General features: G+C 67.7%; 15 protein-coding genes. 6 read left to right on the top strand and 9 right to left on the bottom strand.

Annotated features, from left to right (window positions below; translation table 11 throughout):
- Nucleotides 1-16: 16 nt before the first annotated feature.
- Nucleotides 17-1,165, bottom strand: a complete 1,149-nt coding sequence (locus tag QSK21_RS27565; protein ID WP_285700145.1) for an NDMA-dependent alcohol dehydrogenase — start codon at nt 1,163-1,165, stop codon at nt 17-19.
- A gap of 1,594 nt (nt 1,166-2,759) precedes the next feature.
- Between QSK21_RS27565 and QSK21_RS27560 the strand changes: the two genes are divergently transcribed.
- Nucleotides 2,760-2,966: a hypothetical protein gene (locus QSK21_RS27560; RefSeq protein ID WP_285700144.1), complete on the top strand. Its 207-nt coding sequence runs from the start codon at nt 2,760-2,762 to the stop codon at nt 2,964-2,966.
- Nucleotides 2,967-3,747: 781 nt separating this feature from the next.
- On the opposite strand, the gene QSK21_RS27555 is transcribed toward QSK21_RS27560, so the two are convergent.
- The 5 genes from QSK21_RS27555 to QSK21_RS27535 all read right to left on the bottom strand — a co-directional run bounded on the left by QSK21_RS27555 (nt 3,748) and on the right by QSK21_RS27535 (nt 8,275).
- Complete coding sequence (locus tag QSK21_RS27555; protein WP_285700142.1) at nt 3,748-4,233, bottom strand: hypothetical protein; 486 nt, start codon at nt 4,231-4,233, stop codon at nt 3,748-3,750.
- Nucleotides 4,234-4,714: 481 nt separating this feature from the next.
- Complete coding sequence (nhaA, locus tag QSK21_RS27550) at nt 4,715-6,598, bottom strand: Na+/H+ antiporter NhaA (RefSeq protein ID WP_285700141.1); 1,884 nt, start codon at nt 6,596-6,598, stop codon at nt 4,715-4,717.
- Between the two features lie 59 nt (nt 6,599-6,657).
- Nucleotides 6,658-6,951 (bottom strand): DUF6510 family protein, encoded by a 294-nt coding sequence (locus tag QSK21_RS27545; RefSeq protein ID WP_285700139.1) that lies wholly within the window; start codon nt 6,949-6,951, stop codon nt 6,658-6,660.
- Nucleotides 6,952-6,956: 5 nt separating this feature from the next.
- Nucleotides 6,957-7,706: a ferredoxin reductase gene (locus QSK21_RS27540; protein ID WP_285700138.1), complete on the bottom strand. Its 750-nt coding sequence runs from the start codon at nt 7,704-7,706 to the stop codon at nt 6,957-6,959.
- Complete coding sequence (locus tag QSK21_RS27535) at nt 7,676-8,275, bottom strand: sulfite oxidase-like oxidoreductase (RefSeq protein ID WP_285700137.1); 600 nt, start codon at nt 8,273-8,275, stop codon at nt 7,676-7,678. The genes QSK21_RS27540 and QSK21_RS27535 overlap by 31 nt, the downstream gene beginning before the upstream one ends.
- 233 nt (nt 8,276-8,508) lie before the next feature.
- On the opposite strand from QSK21_RS27535, the gene QSK21_RS27530 reads away from it, so the two are divergent.
- From QSK21_RS27530 to QSK21_RS27520, 3 genes are read left to right on the top strand one after another with little or no spacing between them, the layout of a single operon-like run.
- Nucleotides 8,509-9,126 carry a TetR family transcriptional regulator gene (locus tag QSK21_RS27530; protein WP_285700135.1) on the top strand — a complete coding sequence of 206 codons (618 nt, stop codon included), beginning with the start codon at nt 8,509-8,511 and terminating at the stop codon, nt 9,124-9,126.
- Complete coding sequence (locus tag QSK21_RS27525; protein WP_285700133.1) at nt 9,123-9,323, top strand: ferredoxin; 201 nt, start codon at nt 9,123-9,125, stop codon at nt 9,321-9,323. Before QSK21_RS27530 ends, QSK21_RS27525 begins: the two co-directional genes overlap by 4 nt.
- 1 nt (nt 9,324) lies before the next feature.
- On the top strand, nt 9,325-10,596 hold the full coding sequence (locus QSK21_RS27520; RefSeq protein ID WP_285700132.1) for a cytochrome P450: 1,272 nt from the start codon (nt 9,325-9,327) through the stop codon (nt 10,594-10,596).
- Nucleotides 10,597-10,659: 63 nt separating this feature from the next.
- Here QSK21_RS27520 and QSK21_RS27515 read toward each other — a convergent pair whose 3' ends face one another.
- Nucleotides 10,660-11,778, bottom strand: coding sequence for an epoxide hydrolase family protein (locus QSK21_RS27515; RefSeq protein WP_285700131.1), 1,119 nt, complete (start codon nt 11,776-11,778; stop codon nt 10,660-10,662).
- Between the two features lie 93 nt (nt 11,779-11,871).
- On the opposite strand from QSK21_RS27515, the gene QSK21_RS27510 reads away from it, so the two are divergent.
- Nucleotides 11,872-12,846, top strand: coding sequence for a helix-turn-helix transcriptional regulator (locus QSK21_RS27510; protein ID WP_285700130.1), 975 nt, complete (start codon nt 11,872-11,874; stop codon nt 12,844-12,846).
- A 118-nt stretch (nt 12,847-12,964) separates the two neighbouring features.
- Here the strand turns inward: QSK21_RS27510 and QSK21_RS27505 are convergent, their stop codons facing one another.
- Entirely contained in the window at nt 12,965-13,477 is a 513-nt protein-coding gene (locus tag QSK21_RS27505) for an NUDIX domain-containing protein (RefSeq protein ID WP_285700129.1), read from the bottom strand.
- A gap of 17 nt (nt 13,478-13,494) precedes the next feature.
- Nucleotides 13,495-14,700, bottom strand: a complete 1,206-nt coding sequence (locus QSK21_RS27500) for a helix-turn-helix domain-containing protein (protein ID WP_285700128.1) — start codon at nt 14,698-14,700, stop codon at nt 13,495-13,497.
- A 293-nt stretch (nt 14,701-14,993) separates the two neighbouring features.
- Between QSK21_RS27500 and QSK21_RS27495 the strand changes: the two genes are divergently transcribed.
- Nucleotides 14,994-15,317: hypothetical protein (locus QSK21_RS27495; protein ID WP_502871602.1), on the top strand; the 324-nt coding region annotated here is incomplete at its 3' end.

Raw genomic sequence — 15,317 nt, 5'->3', positions numbered from 1 at the left:
TTCCCGCGCGAGTGAGTCAGTACAGGATCATGCCGCGGATGTTCTTGCCGTCCCGCATGTCCTGATAGCCCTTGTTCACCTCGTCGAGGGTGTAGGTCGTGGTGACCAGCTCGTCCAGCTTGAGCCTGCCCTCGCCGTACAACTGGAGCAGGCGCGGGATGTCGCGGCGCGGGTTGGCGTTGCCGAAGATGCAGCCGACCAGCTCCTTGCGCTGCATCGCCAGGTCGAACAGGTTGAGCTTGACGTCCTCCTGCATCATCGGCGCGACCGCGGTGACGACGCCCCGGCCGCCCTTGGCGACCATGCCCATCATCGGGCCGATCAGGTCGCCGGTGGCGACGCCGGTGGTCAGGATGGCCTTGTCGGCGTTGGCGCCCCAGGTGAGCTCGCCGACCAGGGCCGCCGCCTCCTCGATGGACGCCGCGCTGTGGGTGGCGCCGAAGGTGGTCTCCGCCTCCTTGCGCTTCCACTCGATCGGGTCGACCGCGATGACATGGCGGGCACCGGCCATGGCGGCGCCCTGCACGGCGTTCATGCCGATGCCGCCGATCCCGATCACCACGACGGTCTCGCCGGGCTGGACGCCGGCGGCGTTGACGGCCGCTCCCCACCCGGTGGTGACACCGCAACCGACCAGGGCCGCCTTGTCGAGCGGAATCGAGTTGTCGATCTTCACGCAGGTGGCCTCGTTGACCACGGTGTACGGCGCGAAGGTGCCCGTACAGCACATGATCCCCAGGTCCTTGCCGCTCTTGGAGTGGTGGCGCGCGGTCATGTCGCCGATCTGGCGTCCGGCCAGCAGCACGGCGCCCAGGTCGCAGATGTGCTGACGGCCCCTCGCGCAGGACGGGCAGCGGCCGCAGGACGGGATGAACGACAGGACGACGTGGTCGCCCTCCTGAAGCGTGGTGACGCCGGGGCCGACCTGCACGACCTCCCCCGCGCCCTCGTGCCCGCCGATGATCGGGAACTGTTCGAGCTGAAGCAGCGCGGCGATCTCCGGGTCGAGGACCATGTCCCCGGTGACCATGTGCTCATCGGAGTGGCACAGGCCGGAGGCCGCGAACTTGACCTTGACCTCTCCTGCCTTCGGATCGTCGAGCTCGATGTCCTCGACGCTCCAGTCGGTGCGCGGTTCCCACAGGATCGCCGCTCGGGTCTCCATTGGCGCCCCCTCGGGCATCAGCCGTCGTTTCGGTCGCGCTTCCGACGCCGCACAACGGACACGGTCCAGTGCCCCTTTCTTACTAGAACTTCATTCGGCAATCCATACCTTCGGGGAGGGCGCCCGGCCGCTAACGGACGCACGCGCAGGCCGGACGGCACCCGAGGAATGACGGAGGGCGCGTCCCCTGCCGGAAACGCGCCCTCGTCGTGTGATGGTGAGGTGATGGCGTGAGCCCCGCCGGGCCCCCGTTGCGACCGGCGGGGAGGAACCCGGAGGGGCGAGGCTCCTGCCACTTCGCTCCCAGGGACGGGTAGCGCTCTCCGCTCAGCGGCAGCCCCTCCGGGTTCGGTCTTATCATAGCCCATGTTACGTGCAGGTGTGCCGCAACGGCGGAATCCGGGTCACAAAAAGGAGGACGCCCCCGGCCGCGAGCGCCGGAGGCGTCCTCGTGAGGGCATCGGAGGAACCCATTCCCTCACTCGTGCACGTCGGGCGACGAGTCGGAAGGCGGACCGACGAGCACGCTTTGTGGTATGAATTCGTGACACGACATGGGCCTTACCTTCTCCTGCCTGGGCCGGAGAAGGGGGGAACGGGAGGGCCCGCCTCGCCCCGCACCCCCAAATGCGCGAGACGGGCCCTCGTTCGGGGTCGCTCGGGGGCGACCCCTGACGCACAACCCAGCTGGTGGCCGCGACCCCCCGACGCGGTCCGTTCCCCCGGGGTTGTGCATAGCCCATGTAACACCATCGGCCGCGGGTTGTCCAATCGGCCCGCGGATTTCGACCCCGGCGTGTCGGATGCCGTCGATTCCCTCGGGGTGGGCGGCCGGTGACGCGACACACCGGCGTGGCCGGGGCCTCGGTCCGGGAGATCGCGGGTCTCCTGTTCTAGGGTGACCTCACCGCGCCCGCCTTCCAGGCCGGCTTCACCGGGCCATCGCCACCTCGCTTCGCGGAACCGGCGAGAGACCGCGGCTCCCCAGGGACCGGACCAGTGGCCTTCCCGGGTGCGACCGGGGCCCTCCGGCACGACAGTGGTCGAGATCAGCCGGCCACCAGGTGAGCCCGCCCGAGCGAGGAGCCGACGCCATGAACACGTCCGATCGAACAGCCCGTCCCGGCACGTCCGGACCGCCGGCGACACTCAGGCACCATCAGCCAAACGTTACCCAACGGTTACACTCGTACCACCGAGGGTGGACATAGCCCATGTAACGTAAGAACCCTCCACCGTGGCAGCGGTAGAGGGTCCTTTTGTCAACAGCCGCCACTCGATGCCAAGAGAGGAGCCATGGACGGGCTCATACTAGACGACTTGGCCCGGCTACAAGGAGCACTCGGCTCGACGTCCTACGTCTCGCTGATTCTGCTCTGCGTGCTGATCGTCGTCGTCCTCGCCGAACACGGCTACATCGGCCGTAACCGCAAGAAGCCCCCTCGGATGAAGATTCGCAGAAGCGGCCGGCACAGGCACGGTTACCAAGCGGCCGCGTTTCCCAAGCCGGGCAGCGCTTATCACCAAACGAGGGGGAGGCATGCCGCCAGATCCGGACAGGTGCCAGGGACAGCCGGAGTGTCCGGGGATTCCCGTGCTGGAGATGACCCTGGTTAATCTGGTCACCCATGCGTCGCACACGCCGTTGCGGGTGTGCTCGCAGTGCGCGGCCGGACTGTTGATCGTCCATGCCGTCTATCCCGAGGGCGCGCCCAGCCCCTTCCGGGTGGCGCATATCTCGATGATCGGCCAGGGCCAGGAGAGCGCCAGGGCGCGGCAGGTCGCGCATCAGCCCGCCTGACCATCCGTGACGGCGGCGTTCCGTACGGATGCCCGTCACGTGGAGCGCATTTTTCCGGCGGTCCGCGGCGGCCGGCGTTCCCACGGGACGAACGGCCATTCACGAATCGCCGTCCTCCGGCCGGGACGGCGATGTGCGGGCAGCGGAATACACCTCGGCGCGCCCGGCGCCGTGAAAGGCGTGCACCACTGATCGCCTGCCCTTTGTGGCGGGAATTCGCCGTCGGCCGGACGGCGTTCCGCGCAAGCGGAGAATAAAGCACGGCCATTGCGGGGGAGAGCCGCCGGCGCCGAATGACGGCGCCGGCGGCTCTGGTGTTCTCGGGTGGAGCGGAAGGACGGTCTTCGAGGTCTCACGGGTAGGCGGGAGCGCGGGGGTCCAGGAGCCCCGGCCCTTACCGGGCCGGGGCCGCGGGGTTCCCGCTTTCACGACCTCGAACGCAGCTCAATGGTCCAGCAACGCCATCCGGCAAGCGGTCCTTCGGTGATGTATTCGGATGCCGGCAAGTGGGTCACGCCATGCGACTCCAGCACCCTGTCCAACCAGGCGTTGTCCTCTTCAGTGGTGCTCTCACCGCAGTCGTACACGGCGAGAACGTCCAGTTGGTCGTCCACGTAAGCGCTGCGTCCCGGGGCCGCCAAGATTTCGCCGCGCCTGTCCTCGATTACATTCGGCCCGCTGTCACCTCTCAACCCGATCCCTCCATGCTCCCCCGACTGATTTCCTCCCGCCATTAGCAGCGTAGTCTTGCCGTAAGGGGTGCTGCAAGGATGTTGACGACTCAACCGGCCTCGTCGGGATGTCGCGCTAGATACGATTCGCGTGGTTCGGAGATGCGCGAATATCCGGGATCGAGCAACGCTTCTCTGGAGGTGCGTTCACTGCGATAGAAACCACGGTCCGGATCCCAGCGGATCACGAGATTATTCTCGCGAATGGCGCCGACCTGCCAGAGATAGGGATTCTTCAGCGATGGCGCGAGGTTCTCTATTCCCAGCGCTCGAACACGCGCATGGTACTCCAGCAGCCGATAAATGGAATGATTGCGCAGCGCCCGGGGCAGTGGCGGCCACGCATTGAACTCGTCAGCAGCGCTGACGCGTTTCTGGCCCACGTCGATGCCGTGCTCCCGGCGCAGCTTCTCGCGGTTTCGCGAAACCCACACCTTCAGGTTCGACTCGTTCGTTCCACCGTGTCCCATTGTCGCCAGCGCGTGCGCGTACTCGGCCCATGTCCAATCGTGGCCGTGCCTCTTCCACAGGACCACGAAGTCATCTAGCCGGCTCAAAAGAACTCCACCATCGATCTCAGTCAGCGGGGTGGTTGCATGACCGTGTTCATCGCCCCCCGGAAGGTGAGTGTAGGGGCAGCCAAAGATCGACGGCCAACATCGGCCGAGGTCCCCGGCGTGTGGGCGGGCGCGTCCGCCGCGCTCGACAACCCAATGTACCGAGGGCTATGCTCCGTCATCATCCTCGCGGCCCCTCGGAGCGGGCAATCCTCCGGATTGGCTCCGGTCCTGGCGGCACCTCGGCGCCGACGCGGGCGCGGGCGCGGACTTCCCCACCGATCGTGTGGGCATTTGGGCGTCGCGGCGCCGTCCGGGGGCATGCCGCAGGGCTTCCGGAACCGATTCCGGCGGCTTCTCGAACCGGCTCGGCGCGCCCTCCGCAATCCCCCCATCCCGGAGATTCCCTAAGACCGCTTCGCGCCGCCGCGCCAAGGCCGGATCTTGAAATCGGCCTTTCTCAGCGGGATTGCCGGGACTCCAGGACCACCCGTTTCCGGGCGATCCCCACCGCCTTGGAAAGCGTCTCGATGTCGTAGGCGCCGTGGTGCCGCCGCCCGTTGACGAAGAACGTCGGGGTGCCGGAGACACCGCTCAGGTCGGCCGAGTCGACGTCCTCCGACACCCGGTCGTTCCCGCGGCCTCGGCGCAGGTCGTCCCGGAACCGATCGACGTCCAGCCCCAACTCCTCGGCGTAGCGGACCAGGTCGCGCACCTCCAGCGCGTCCTGGTGCTCCAGCAGCAGATCGTGCATCTCCCAGAACGCGCCCTGCGCCGCGGCCGCCTCCGACGCCAGCGCGGCCAGCCGCGCCTGCGGGTGGACGTCGCTGAGCGGCAGGTGCCGCCACACGTACCGGACGTCACCATGACCCGCCAGCAGTTCCCGGACGATCGGCTCGGCCCGGCCGCAATACGGGCATTGGAAGTCGCCGTACTCGACCAAGGTGACGGGGGCGTCGGCGGGCCCGCGGATGTGGTCGCGGTCCGGGTCGACCGGCGCGGCCAGATCGATGATGTCCTCCGCGGTGCCCAGCAGCGCGCGCAACCGCGCGCGGGTCGGGAGCTTGGCGGCCGCTCGTGCGCCGAGCCAGCTGATGAGAGGGCCGAGGATCGCGGCGGTCAGGATGCCGACCTTGGCCTCCTCCAGCCGCTCGCCGGTGAAGGCCAGCGTCGCGATCAGCAGGGCCACGGTGAAGCCGATGGCGCTGATGGCGCCGGCGCCCAGGACCGACGCCCATCCCACAGGGGGAGCCAGCCTGCGCCCGCTGAGCCGCCAGACGAGCCAGGTCAGCAGGGAGATGCCCAGGGGCTTTCCGATGACGAAGCCCGCGATGATCCCTTGGGTGAGCGACGAGGTGTAGGCGTCGGCCAGGACGTCGCCGCTGAGGACGAGTCCCGCGTTGGCGAGCGCGAAGAGCGGCACGATCACGTAGCTGGACCACGGGTGGATCATCTGCTGCAGCCGCTCGTTCGGTGAGATCGCCGCGGCGACCTCGACCCGTGCCGACCGCGCCAGCTCCGGTGTCGGCTGCTCCCTGAACAGCCGGAACACCTCCGAGGCGCGTTCCAGGTCGACGCGCGTCGCCGGATAGGCGAAGGTCAGCATCCCCAGGGCCAGTCCCAGCAGGATCGGCTCCACCCCGGACAACGACAGCGCCACCCACGCGGCCACGCTCAGCAGCACGTACACCGGGACCTGTCCCACGCCCAAGGCGCGCACCACGACGATCACGGCGAAGATGGCCAGCGCCACCAGCAGCGGCATCGCCTCCAGATCCTCGGTGTAGACGAGCGCGATCACCACCAGCGCGACGATGTCGTCGACCACGGTGACGGTGAGCAGGTACGTGCGCAACCGGGCCGGGAAGCTCCGGCGGAACAGCGCCAGCACGCCGAGGGCGAACGCCGTGTCGGTCGGCATCACCACGCCCCAGTCGTGGATGACCGGGGTGCCCGCGTTGAACGCCAGGAAGATGGCGATCGGCACGGCCATCCCGCCGAGCCCGGCGGCCAGCGGCAGCGCGACCCGCCGCCGGTCGCGCAGTTCCCCCATGTCGAACTCGCGGCGCGCCTCCAGGCCGACGTTGAAGAAGAACAGGGTCATCAGCCCGTTGTTGACCCAGTGGCGCAGATCCTGCGACAGCATGTGATCGTCGACGCCGATCGACAGGGGCGTCTCCCACACCCCCAGGTACGAGGAGGTGTCCAGGTTGGCCCAGACGATCGCGCCGATGGTCGCGGCCAGCAGGATGATGGCGCTGCCGGCCTCGGTGCGCAGGAAGTTCCGCAGGGGCGTCCGCAGGCTCCGCGCCCACGCGGTCGTATCGGAGAACGGTCCCCCCAAAGCCTGCCCAGCCTTCCGTCATCGCCTCACCGGGTCCGCACGTGCGCCGCGGTGGCGGGTCACCCGGACGGGACCGGGATGCGCAGCGCGGTGAAGCCGCCGAAGTCGAGCCAGGCCGAGTCCGGCGACCGGACGAGCCGCATCAGGACGTTGTCGCAGCCGGGACAGCGGGCGACCATCCCCGGCGCGTTCGCGTACACGGGCAGCCCGGCGACCGGGCCGGTGCGGCCGCATTGGGCGCAGGTGCCGGTGGCCGCGGTGACGTCCACGGAGAACAGCTCGCCCAGCGGGCCGGCGAGCACGTTGCCGTCCATGTGGTGGTCTCCGCCGTCGCCCTGGTTTTCCATGGTCATATCGGTCAGCCTCCAGTCGGGCCGAAGCGTTCGGTCTTGATCCGCTGTGCGTCCTGGCCGCGTGCGACCAGCAGGTTCGCGGCGGCCTCCACGAATCCGGTCGGGCCGCAGACGAAGCAGTCGGGGTCGGAGTCGGCGAGCCCGGCGCGCCGGCTGAGGTCGGACGCGGTCAGCCTGCCGGGAGGGCGTGGCCAGCCCTCCGGGGCCTCGCGGGTGTACAGGCAGGTGACGTCCAGTCCGGGCTCGGGGCGTCCCAGCTCGTTCTTGTAGTACACGTCGGCGGGCGAGCGCACCGAGTACAGCAGCCGGAACGGCGTTCCACTGCTCTCCTTGCGGCGCGCCCGGATCATGGCCATCAGCGGCACGAGGCCCGACCCGCCCGCCAGCAGCAGCACCGGGCGCCGTCCGGTGGGCCGCCACACGAACCAGCCCCCGACCGGTCCGCGCAGCTCGATCTGGTCGCCGATGGCGAGGATGTCGGCCAGGTAGGGCGACACCTCGCCGTCGTCCAGCCGTTCCACGGTCAGCTCCACCCGGTCGGGCTGGGCGAGCGAGTAGCTCCGTTGGGTGCTGTAGCCGTCGGGCGCGGTCAGCCGGACGTCGACATGCTGGCCCGGCAGATGGCCCGGCCAGTTCGGAACGTCGAAGGTCAGCGTCCGCGCGGTCGGGGTCTCCCAGCGCTCGGCGGCCAGCCGCGCGGCCCGCCACACCAGCGGACGCGACGTCAGTCCCCTTGGTACCGCTGTTCCCGCCATGGGTCCCCGTAGTCGTGGTAGCCGGCGGTCTCCCAGAATCCCGGCTCGTTGCGTTCGAGCAGGCGGATCCCGCGGAGCCATTTGGCGGACTTCCAGAAGTACAGGTGCGGGACGAGCAGCCGCGCGGGGCCGCCGTGCTCGGGCGGGATGTCGCCGCCTTCGTAGCGGTAGACCACCCACGCCTGGCCGTCGAGCAGGTCCTGCAAGGGCAGGTTGGTGCTGTAGCCGCCGTAGGAGTAGGCCAGCGCGTAACCCGCCGTGGTGTCCACGCCGGACAGCAGCGTGTCCAGCGACACCCCCTGCCAGTTGGTGCCCAGCTTGGACCACTTGGTGACGCAGTGGATGTCCACCGTCGGCGTCTCGTGCGGCAGGTCCAGCATCTCCTCCCACGACCACCGGTGGTCCTGTCCCGTCTCGGTGGTGATCGTGAACTCCCATTCCGCGGTCGGGATCCGCGGTGTCGGCCCGGCCGACAGCACCGGGAAGTCCTTCACCAGGTACTGGCCCGGTGGCAACTGCGCGCCGGACTCCCGCCGTCTGCCGTGGAAACCGCGCGAGACGATCGCCATCGTCGGCTCCTTCCGTGTGCCGCCGCGCGTACCCGCCCGGAGGCTGCTCGGCCGATGTCGTGACGCCGCCCCGTTCCGTTGCGCCGCCCCCGATCCTCGGTGTCTTCCCCATGAGCGATCTCTAACCACCCGTCCAGGACCGCGCGACGGCCGGCTCGGCGTGATCTTGCGGGCCTCACGGCGGCTCTTGGACGGGGGTTGACCAACAAAATGAACGCTCTTTTAATTCAGGAATGGGCCGTATCGCCGGGGTCACCGCGGCCGAGACCCGCGACCGGCTGCTGCGTGCCGCGGCGGACGCCTTCGCCCGTCACGGCTACGAGGGGACGCGGGTCGCCGACATCGCGTCCGCCGCCGGGGTGAGCAACGGGGCGCTGTACTCGCATTTCGGCTCCAAGGCCGAGCTGCTGGTGGCCGCCCTGCGGGCGCACGGGCGGCAGCTCCTGGCCGAGCTGCTGGCCGCCGAGCCCGACCGTCCCATCGCCGACCTGCTGCTCGCGGGCGGCCGGTGCCTGCCCGAGCGCTGGGACGACCGCGGCCACCTCATCGTGGAGGCACTGGTCGCGGCCCGCCGTGACCGGGACGTCGCCAGGCTGATGCGCGACTACCTGGGCGAGCGCGCCGACCGGCTCGCCGGTCTGATCCGGCTCGCGCAGGCCGACGGCCAGGTCGACCCGGAGCTCCCCCCGGACGCGCTCGCCCACTTCTGCCTGCTGCTCGCGATCGGCGGCGCCCTCGTGCCACGAGACCTGCACCCGGTGGACGACGGGGAGTGGGCGGCGCTGCTGGCCCGCATCGTGGCCGATCTCGCGCGGCCCGCCGGAACGCGACAGATGGGAGACATGCCGTGAAAGTGCACATCGATACCGGCCGGTGCCAGGGGCACGGCCGCTGCTACGACCTCGCCCCCGGCGTCTTCGGCGAGGACGGGGAGGGCTACGGGACGGTCCTGAACGGCGGCGTCGTCCCGGCAGGCGAGGAGCAGCAGGCCCGGCTCGCGGTGTCCAACTGTCCCGAACGCGCGATCGACCTCGTCGAGGAGACCTGAGATGACCACCGACGAGCGCTTCACCAAGGACTTCCGGGAGATGCAGCAGGACCGGCCGGACGGCGTCCGCAACGAGATCGTCACCGGTCCCGTCGAGGACTGGGCGAGCGACTTCTCCCATCTGGAGCCCGAATGGGCCGCCGACCCGTACCCCATCCAGGACGACCTGCGGGAACGCTGCCCGATCGCGCACACCGGCCGGTTCGGCGGCGGCTGGCTGCCCACCCGCTACGAGGACGTCGCGGCGATCGCCTACGACACCGAGCGGTTCTCCTCGCGCTCGGTCGTCGTGAGCAACTTCCGGCCGCCGCGGGAGACCGCGCCGGTGGGCGGGGTCCCGCCGATCTCGTCCGATCCGCCGTTCCACCGCGACGCGCGCAGGCTGCTGCTTCCGGCGTTCACCAGATCGGCGGTGGGCAGGCTGGAGCCCGGCACCAGGGACTACTGCCACGCGCTCGTCGACGCGTTCCAGGGACGGGACGTCGTGGACGCCGCGCAGGACTACGCCCAGCACATCCCCGTACGGGTCATCGCGGACATGCTCGGCCTTCCCGAGGAGGACGGGCCGCGCTTCCGCGCGTTCGTCGAGAACGCGCTGGAAGCGATCAACCTGCCGCCCGACGACCGGCTGGCCAACCTGGAGACGCTGTTCGACTACCTGCTCGCGCAGATCCGCGACCATGTCGACCATCCCCGGGACGACCTCACCACGTACCTGATCAACGCCGAGCTGTACGGGCGCAAGCTGGAGCCCTCCCATGTCGCGGGGACGATGGCGCTGCTGCTCATCGCGGGGATCGACACGACGTGGAGCGCGATCGGCGCCTCGCTGTGGCATCTGGCCAAGACACCGTCCGACCGCGAGCGGCTGGTCGCCGAGCCCGCGCTGCTGCCGACGGCGATGGAGGAGTTCCTGCGCGCCTACGCGCCGGTCACGATGGCGCGGCTGGTGAAGGAGGACATGCGCTGGAACGGCGTGGACATGAAGGCCGACGACTGGATCCTGCTGTCGTTCCCGGCCGCCAACCGGGACCCGGCGCAGTTCGACCGGGCGGGCGAGGTCGTCATCGACCGCGAGGTCAACCGGCACGCCGCGTTCGGCCTGGGCATCCACCGCTGCCTGGGCTCGCATCTGGCGCGCATGGAGCTGCGGGTCGCCCTGGAGGTGTGGCTGGAGCGGGTCCCCGAATTCACCCTGGCCGACCCGGCCGCGGTGACCTGGTCGGCGGGCCAGGTCCGCGGGCCGCGCACCCTCCCCGTCCGCATCGCCTGAACGGACATCGGGCCGTCCTGCTCATCGGCCGTGCTCATCGGACATGCCGACTCGGCACGTCGGTCATCGCAGCGGCCCGAAGAAGGTTCGGAGGTCGGCCGCGAGCAGGGCGGGGGCCTCCATCGCGGGGAAATGCCCGCCGCGCTCGAACTCCGTCCAGTGCGCGCCGTCCGGTGCGGGGACCAGCTTGCGCACCGTCTCGTCCGCACCGAAGACCGCGAAGCCCTGCGGAACGGTCGGCGGCGCGCCCCAATCGGACGTATGCGCCTGCTCGTACAGGGTGTGCGCGGCCGTGGCGCCGGAGCCGGTGAACCAGTGCAGGCTCACGTTGGTGAGCACCTGGTCGCGGTCGACCGGCAGATCGGTCGATACATGAACCCGCTCGGCGATCCAGGCGAGCAGGAACATCGGGGAGTCCGCCAGGCCATAGCCGATCGTCTGCGGGCGCGTGTTCTGGATCTTCAGGTAACCGGAGCCCTCCCGGTCGAACTCCTCCATCCGCTCCAGGATCAGCTTGTCGACCGGATCGCCATCGTCCAGCCCGTCGGCCATCCCGGGGAGGAACGTGGCGGTGGCGGCCGCGGTCATCGGATCGGTCACCACGTGCAGGCCCATCACATGGTCCCCGTCCAGGTCCGCGACGATCCCGGACACACCGCCGCCGACGTCACCGCCGTGCAGACCGTAGCGCTCGTACCCCAGACGGTCCATCAGCTCGGCCCAGGCGCGTGCCGTGCGTCCCATCGTCCAGCCGGTCCCGCTGAGCGGGGTCGAGAACGCGTACCCGGGCAGGGACGGCGCGACGACGTGGAACGCCTGCCCTTCCGCGGGGTCGACCAGCAGCTCGATCAGGCTCAGGAACTCGGCGACGGAGCTGGGGTACCCGTGCGTCACCAGCAGCGCCTTGGCGCCGGGCCGCCGCGACCGTACATGCAGGAAGTGGATCCGCTGCCCGTCGATCTCGGTGACGAACTGCGGGAACCGGTTGAGCCGCGCCTCCTGGGCACGCCAGTCGTACCCCGTCCGCCAGTACTCGGCGAGTTCCCGCACCTCGTCGAGCGGGATGCCCCGCGTCCACCCCACGCCGGGCAGCTCCCCGGGCCACCGAGCCTGGGCGAGCCGATCGTGCAGGTGGTCGATGTCGTCCTGAGGGATTTCGATCCGGAACGGCCCAATGCTCATCGTGCCTCTCCTCGCCAGGGTTTGTGCGGATGAGCCGAGACTAGGAACAATCGCGGAAAGGATCGTTCCTAGATAGAACGCCAGGATCAAAGAATGTTGGAAACCTCTGCGCGGCTCCTGCGCCTGCTGTCCCTGTTGCAGTCCCGGCGCGATTGGACCAGCACCGAACTCGCGTCGCGCCTGGACGTCACCACCCGCACGATCCGCAACGACATCAATCGCCTCCGCGACCTCGGCTACCCGGTCGAGGCACGCCCAGGCGTGGCCGGCGGCTACCGCCTGGGCACGAGCGGCGCCCTGCCGCCCCTCCTCCTGGACGACGACGAAGCCGTGGCGGTCGCGATCAGCCTACGCACCGCCGCCGGCGGCTCGATCGCGGGCATCGAAGAGATCGCGGCACGCGCCCTCGCCAAACTTCAGCAAGTACTCCCGTCCCGCCTGCGCCACCGCGTGAGCGCCTACCAGACGGCCGCGCTCACCCTGCCCTCACCCGGCACCCGGGTGGATCCCGACGTCCTCACCCTGATCGCCGGCGCCTGCCGCGACCATGAACGCCTCCGCTTCGACTACCGGACCCACTCCGGCACCACCAGCCGCCGCCAGGTAGAGCCCTACCGCCTGATCAACGACCGCCGCCGCTGGTACCTGATGGCCTGGGACCTGGACCGCGACGACTGGCGCACCTTCCGCGTCGACCGCATCACCCCCGAGCTCCCACCCGGCCCCCGCTTCACCCCTCGTCCGCTCCCACCCGACGAAGACATCGCCGCCCGAGTAGCCCAAGGCATGGGAGAAGCCACCTGGCGCTACAGAGCCCGAGTGATCGTGCACGCCCCCGCCTCCCACGTCCGCGCCCGGATCCCCATTCCCGTAGACGTGAAGCCCTTGGGCGAAAACCGCTGCACTTTCGAACCAGGCTCGGACCACCCCGAAATGCTCGCCCTCTACCTGGGAATGCTCGACGCCGATTTCACCATCATCGACTCCCCCGACCTACTCAACGCCCTCCACAAACTCGCCACCCGCTACCACCAGGCCATCACCACCAGCACCGCCTCCGGGCCATAATGAGCGTCGCAGGAAAGCGAGAATCCGTGACCCGGCCTCAAGGGCCGAGCACAGCTTCCTCCGAGCGATGCCGCTCGGGGGAATTCATGTTATTGTAAGCCATCGATGATAGTCGCTTCTAGAATCCATCGCGCGTATATCGAGCTCGACCTGTTTCCAGTGCAGTGAAGGCCACCTGAAGACGTCGCCATACATAAGGCCGTAGTCTTGTGGCCGCCTGACTTCTATCGCAGAAGTCGTAGGCTTGAAGCTCGTTGTCGGACAGTCTTAGATTGGCGATAGCCGAGTCATCCAAAACGCCACCGTCAAAGATGAAGATAAGCGAATCGTCCCAAGGGTCGTGTGGTGATACCCAATCAACAACCAAGAGCGGGCCTATGGTGACTTCTAGCCCTAATTCCTCCAATAGTTCCCGGCGTACAGTCTCATCTGGCGCTTCATTGGATTCACTCATTCCACCCGGCATATCCCAATCTGGTTTGTATCGCGGGTCAACCAGCAAGCAGTCACCATGTTCATTGCGGAGCAGTAGGTCGGCGCCTATGCGCTTCCGTGGTTGAGTGGCATTGCCCTCGGCAAGATAGTCCCGCCATGCATTGGGGTCCCGCTCGAACAGTGGGCGATCCGACATGTTGTGAAGCTGCCTCTCTATGTTAGGTGCGTCCGGTATGTAGGCATCCAACCGCGCAGCGGATCATGTGCCTTGTCAAGGAACATCGCAACCGGAGCAAATGACCGGTGCGGCAGCAAGCTTTCCCGAATAGCCTGCAATTGCTCGACGACGAGAGACGAACTCAAGGAGTCCGCAACAGACAGCACCCTAGCGGCTTCAATGCATGCCTCTTCCAGCTCATCCTGAGCGATCAGCGCCGCAACCAAGAGAAGCTGACCAAACGCTCTGCTTCGAGTATGCGTTTCACTGCGCATTCGAATAACCATCCGAGCCCGAGTTTCAGCGTTCGGGAGTTGGCTGGTCCTCAGCATGGAACGAGCCGCTTCGCTGGCAAGGGACGCCTCATCAAATGGGCTGAGCCATGGCGATATTGTGTTTGCTGATTCCTTGCTGAGTGTCCTCTCAGCGCGTACTAGTGCTTTCATGCATGCCGTGGGTTCATTGTGGTCTGCAAGGCCGCGTGCTTCCATGGCGAGCAGTCGGGCGCTTAGGGAAGGCACCGGGTTTCGCTTCAGCACGACTTGTCCCGTTTGTGCCAACTGAATGGCCCTATCAGGCTTTCCCATGTGCAAGTAAAGATGACTCATGCTTGCATATATTTGCGCTTTCAGTTGGAAGTCATTTCCTGCAGAAGCCAACTTCAGCGATCGCTCGAAATGCTGACGAGCAATAGTGCCCCGACCTCCGTCATATGCCATCCATCCCGCCATTTCAGTCATGGCTCCAGCGCATGCGAAAACCGTTCGGTCGCTGTAATCATCTGTTCCACCGAACAGGCGGGGGCCGATGGCAGTATTAAGGTAGTTGACCACAGTCGGATAAAGTCGACCGCCGCCTATCTGCCTATCAGCAGCACGAAAGGCTTCCATGATGCCCATATCCCGCGCCGCTCGCAACTGCCCACTATCCGATATAGGAGCAACTGTCCAAGCGTTACTCTCCGCACCTTGCTTATAGGTGACTTTTGCCTTCTTGGGGACTAGCGCTGACAGTCTTCCGTTTGCCTTAAGAATTTTGTCCAGATGCTTCGCATAATCTTCCGAAGGAGCGCACTGATCGCGCGAAATTTTGGATAGGTGCCCGTGATTGCAGTGCGCCTTGCGAGCAAGTCCGCGCAGCGACAATCCCTGTTCCCGCATAAGGGAGCGCATCAATTCACCGAAGGTCATCGCGTCCGCCATGCCCGCTATGTCTCCTTCCGGTCGTCACCCTGGTTCATGGTGCTTAACCAAGCTGCACCATGAACCACCTTCACGGTAACTCACAGGGCCGCTTACATGGGGCCGTTCCACAAGGCGGCCCCGGTCCCGACGCGCACAACGTCGGGCATGCCCGGGGCCTTGATCCGACACAGGGGGTCGGACCCAATGAGTGATGCTAGTTCACGCCCCGTCTCGCACCTTGCCGTCCTAGGTGAGCGAGTGGGCAGCACCTGCACCCGTCGCGGTGTGTCCTGGGTGGCAGCGTGCGGCCGGTGAGTGCCGACTGGGCGGTCACGGCTGAGCTGGACCTGACATGTCTTGCCGCGTGGACCGCCCCCGCCCGGGTGCGCTCGCACATCAAATTCCGGCTCACCGAGTGGGGATTGCTCTCCCTCGCCGACGACGTCTACCTGATCGCCGGGGAACTTGTGGCCAATGCCATTGAGGCCACACCCGACGATGCCATCACGACCCGGTTCACGCGGGAACCGGGAGCGGTTCTGCTGGGCGTGTGGGATGCCTCCAACGCGCTGCCCATTTCCGCGCCTGTCGAGCACCTGTCGCCGGCGGACATCAAGCCCGACCCGCATGCCCTG

Source organism: Actinomadura sp. NBRC 104412 (assembly GCF_030269515.1).
GTDB lineage: Bacteria > Actinomycetota > Actinomycetes > Streptosporangiales > Streptosporangiaceae > Spirillospora.
This window is presented reverse-complemented; position numbering and strand designations above follow the sequence as displayed.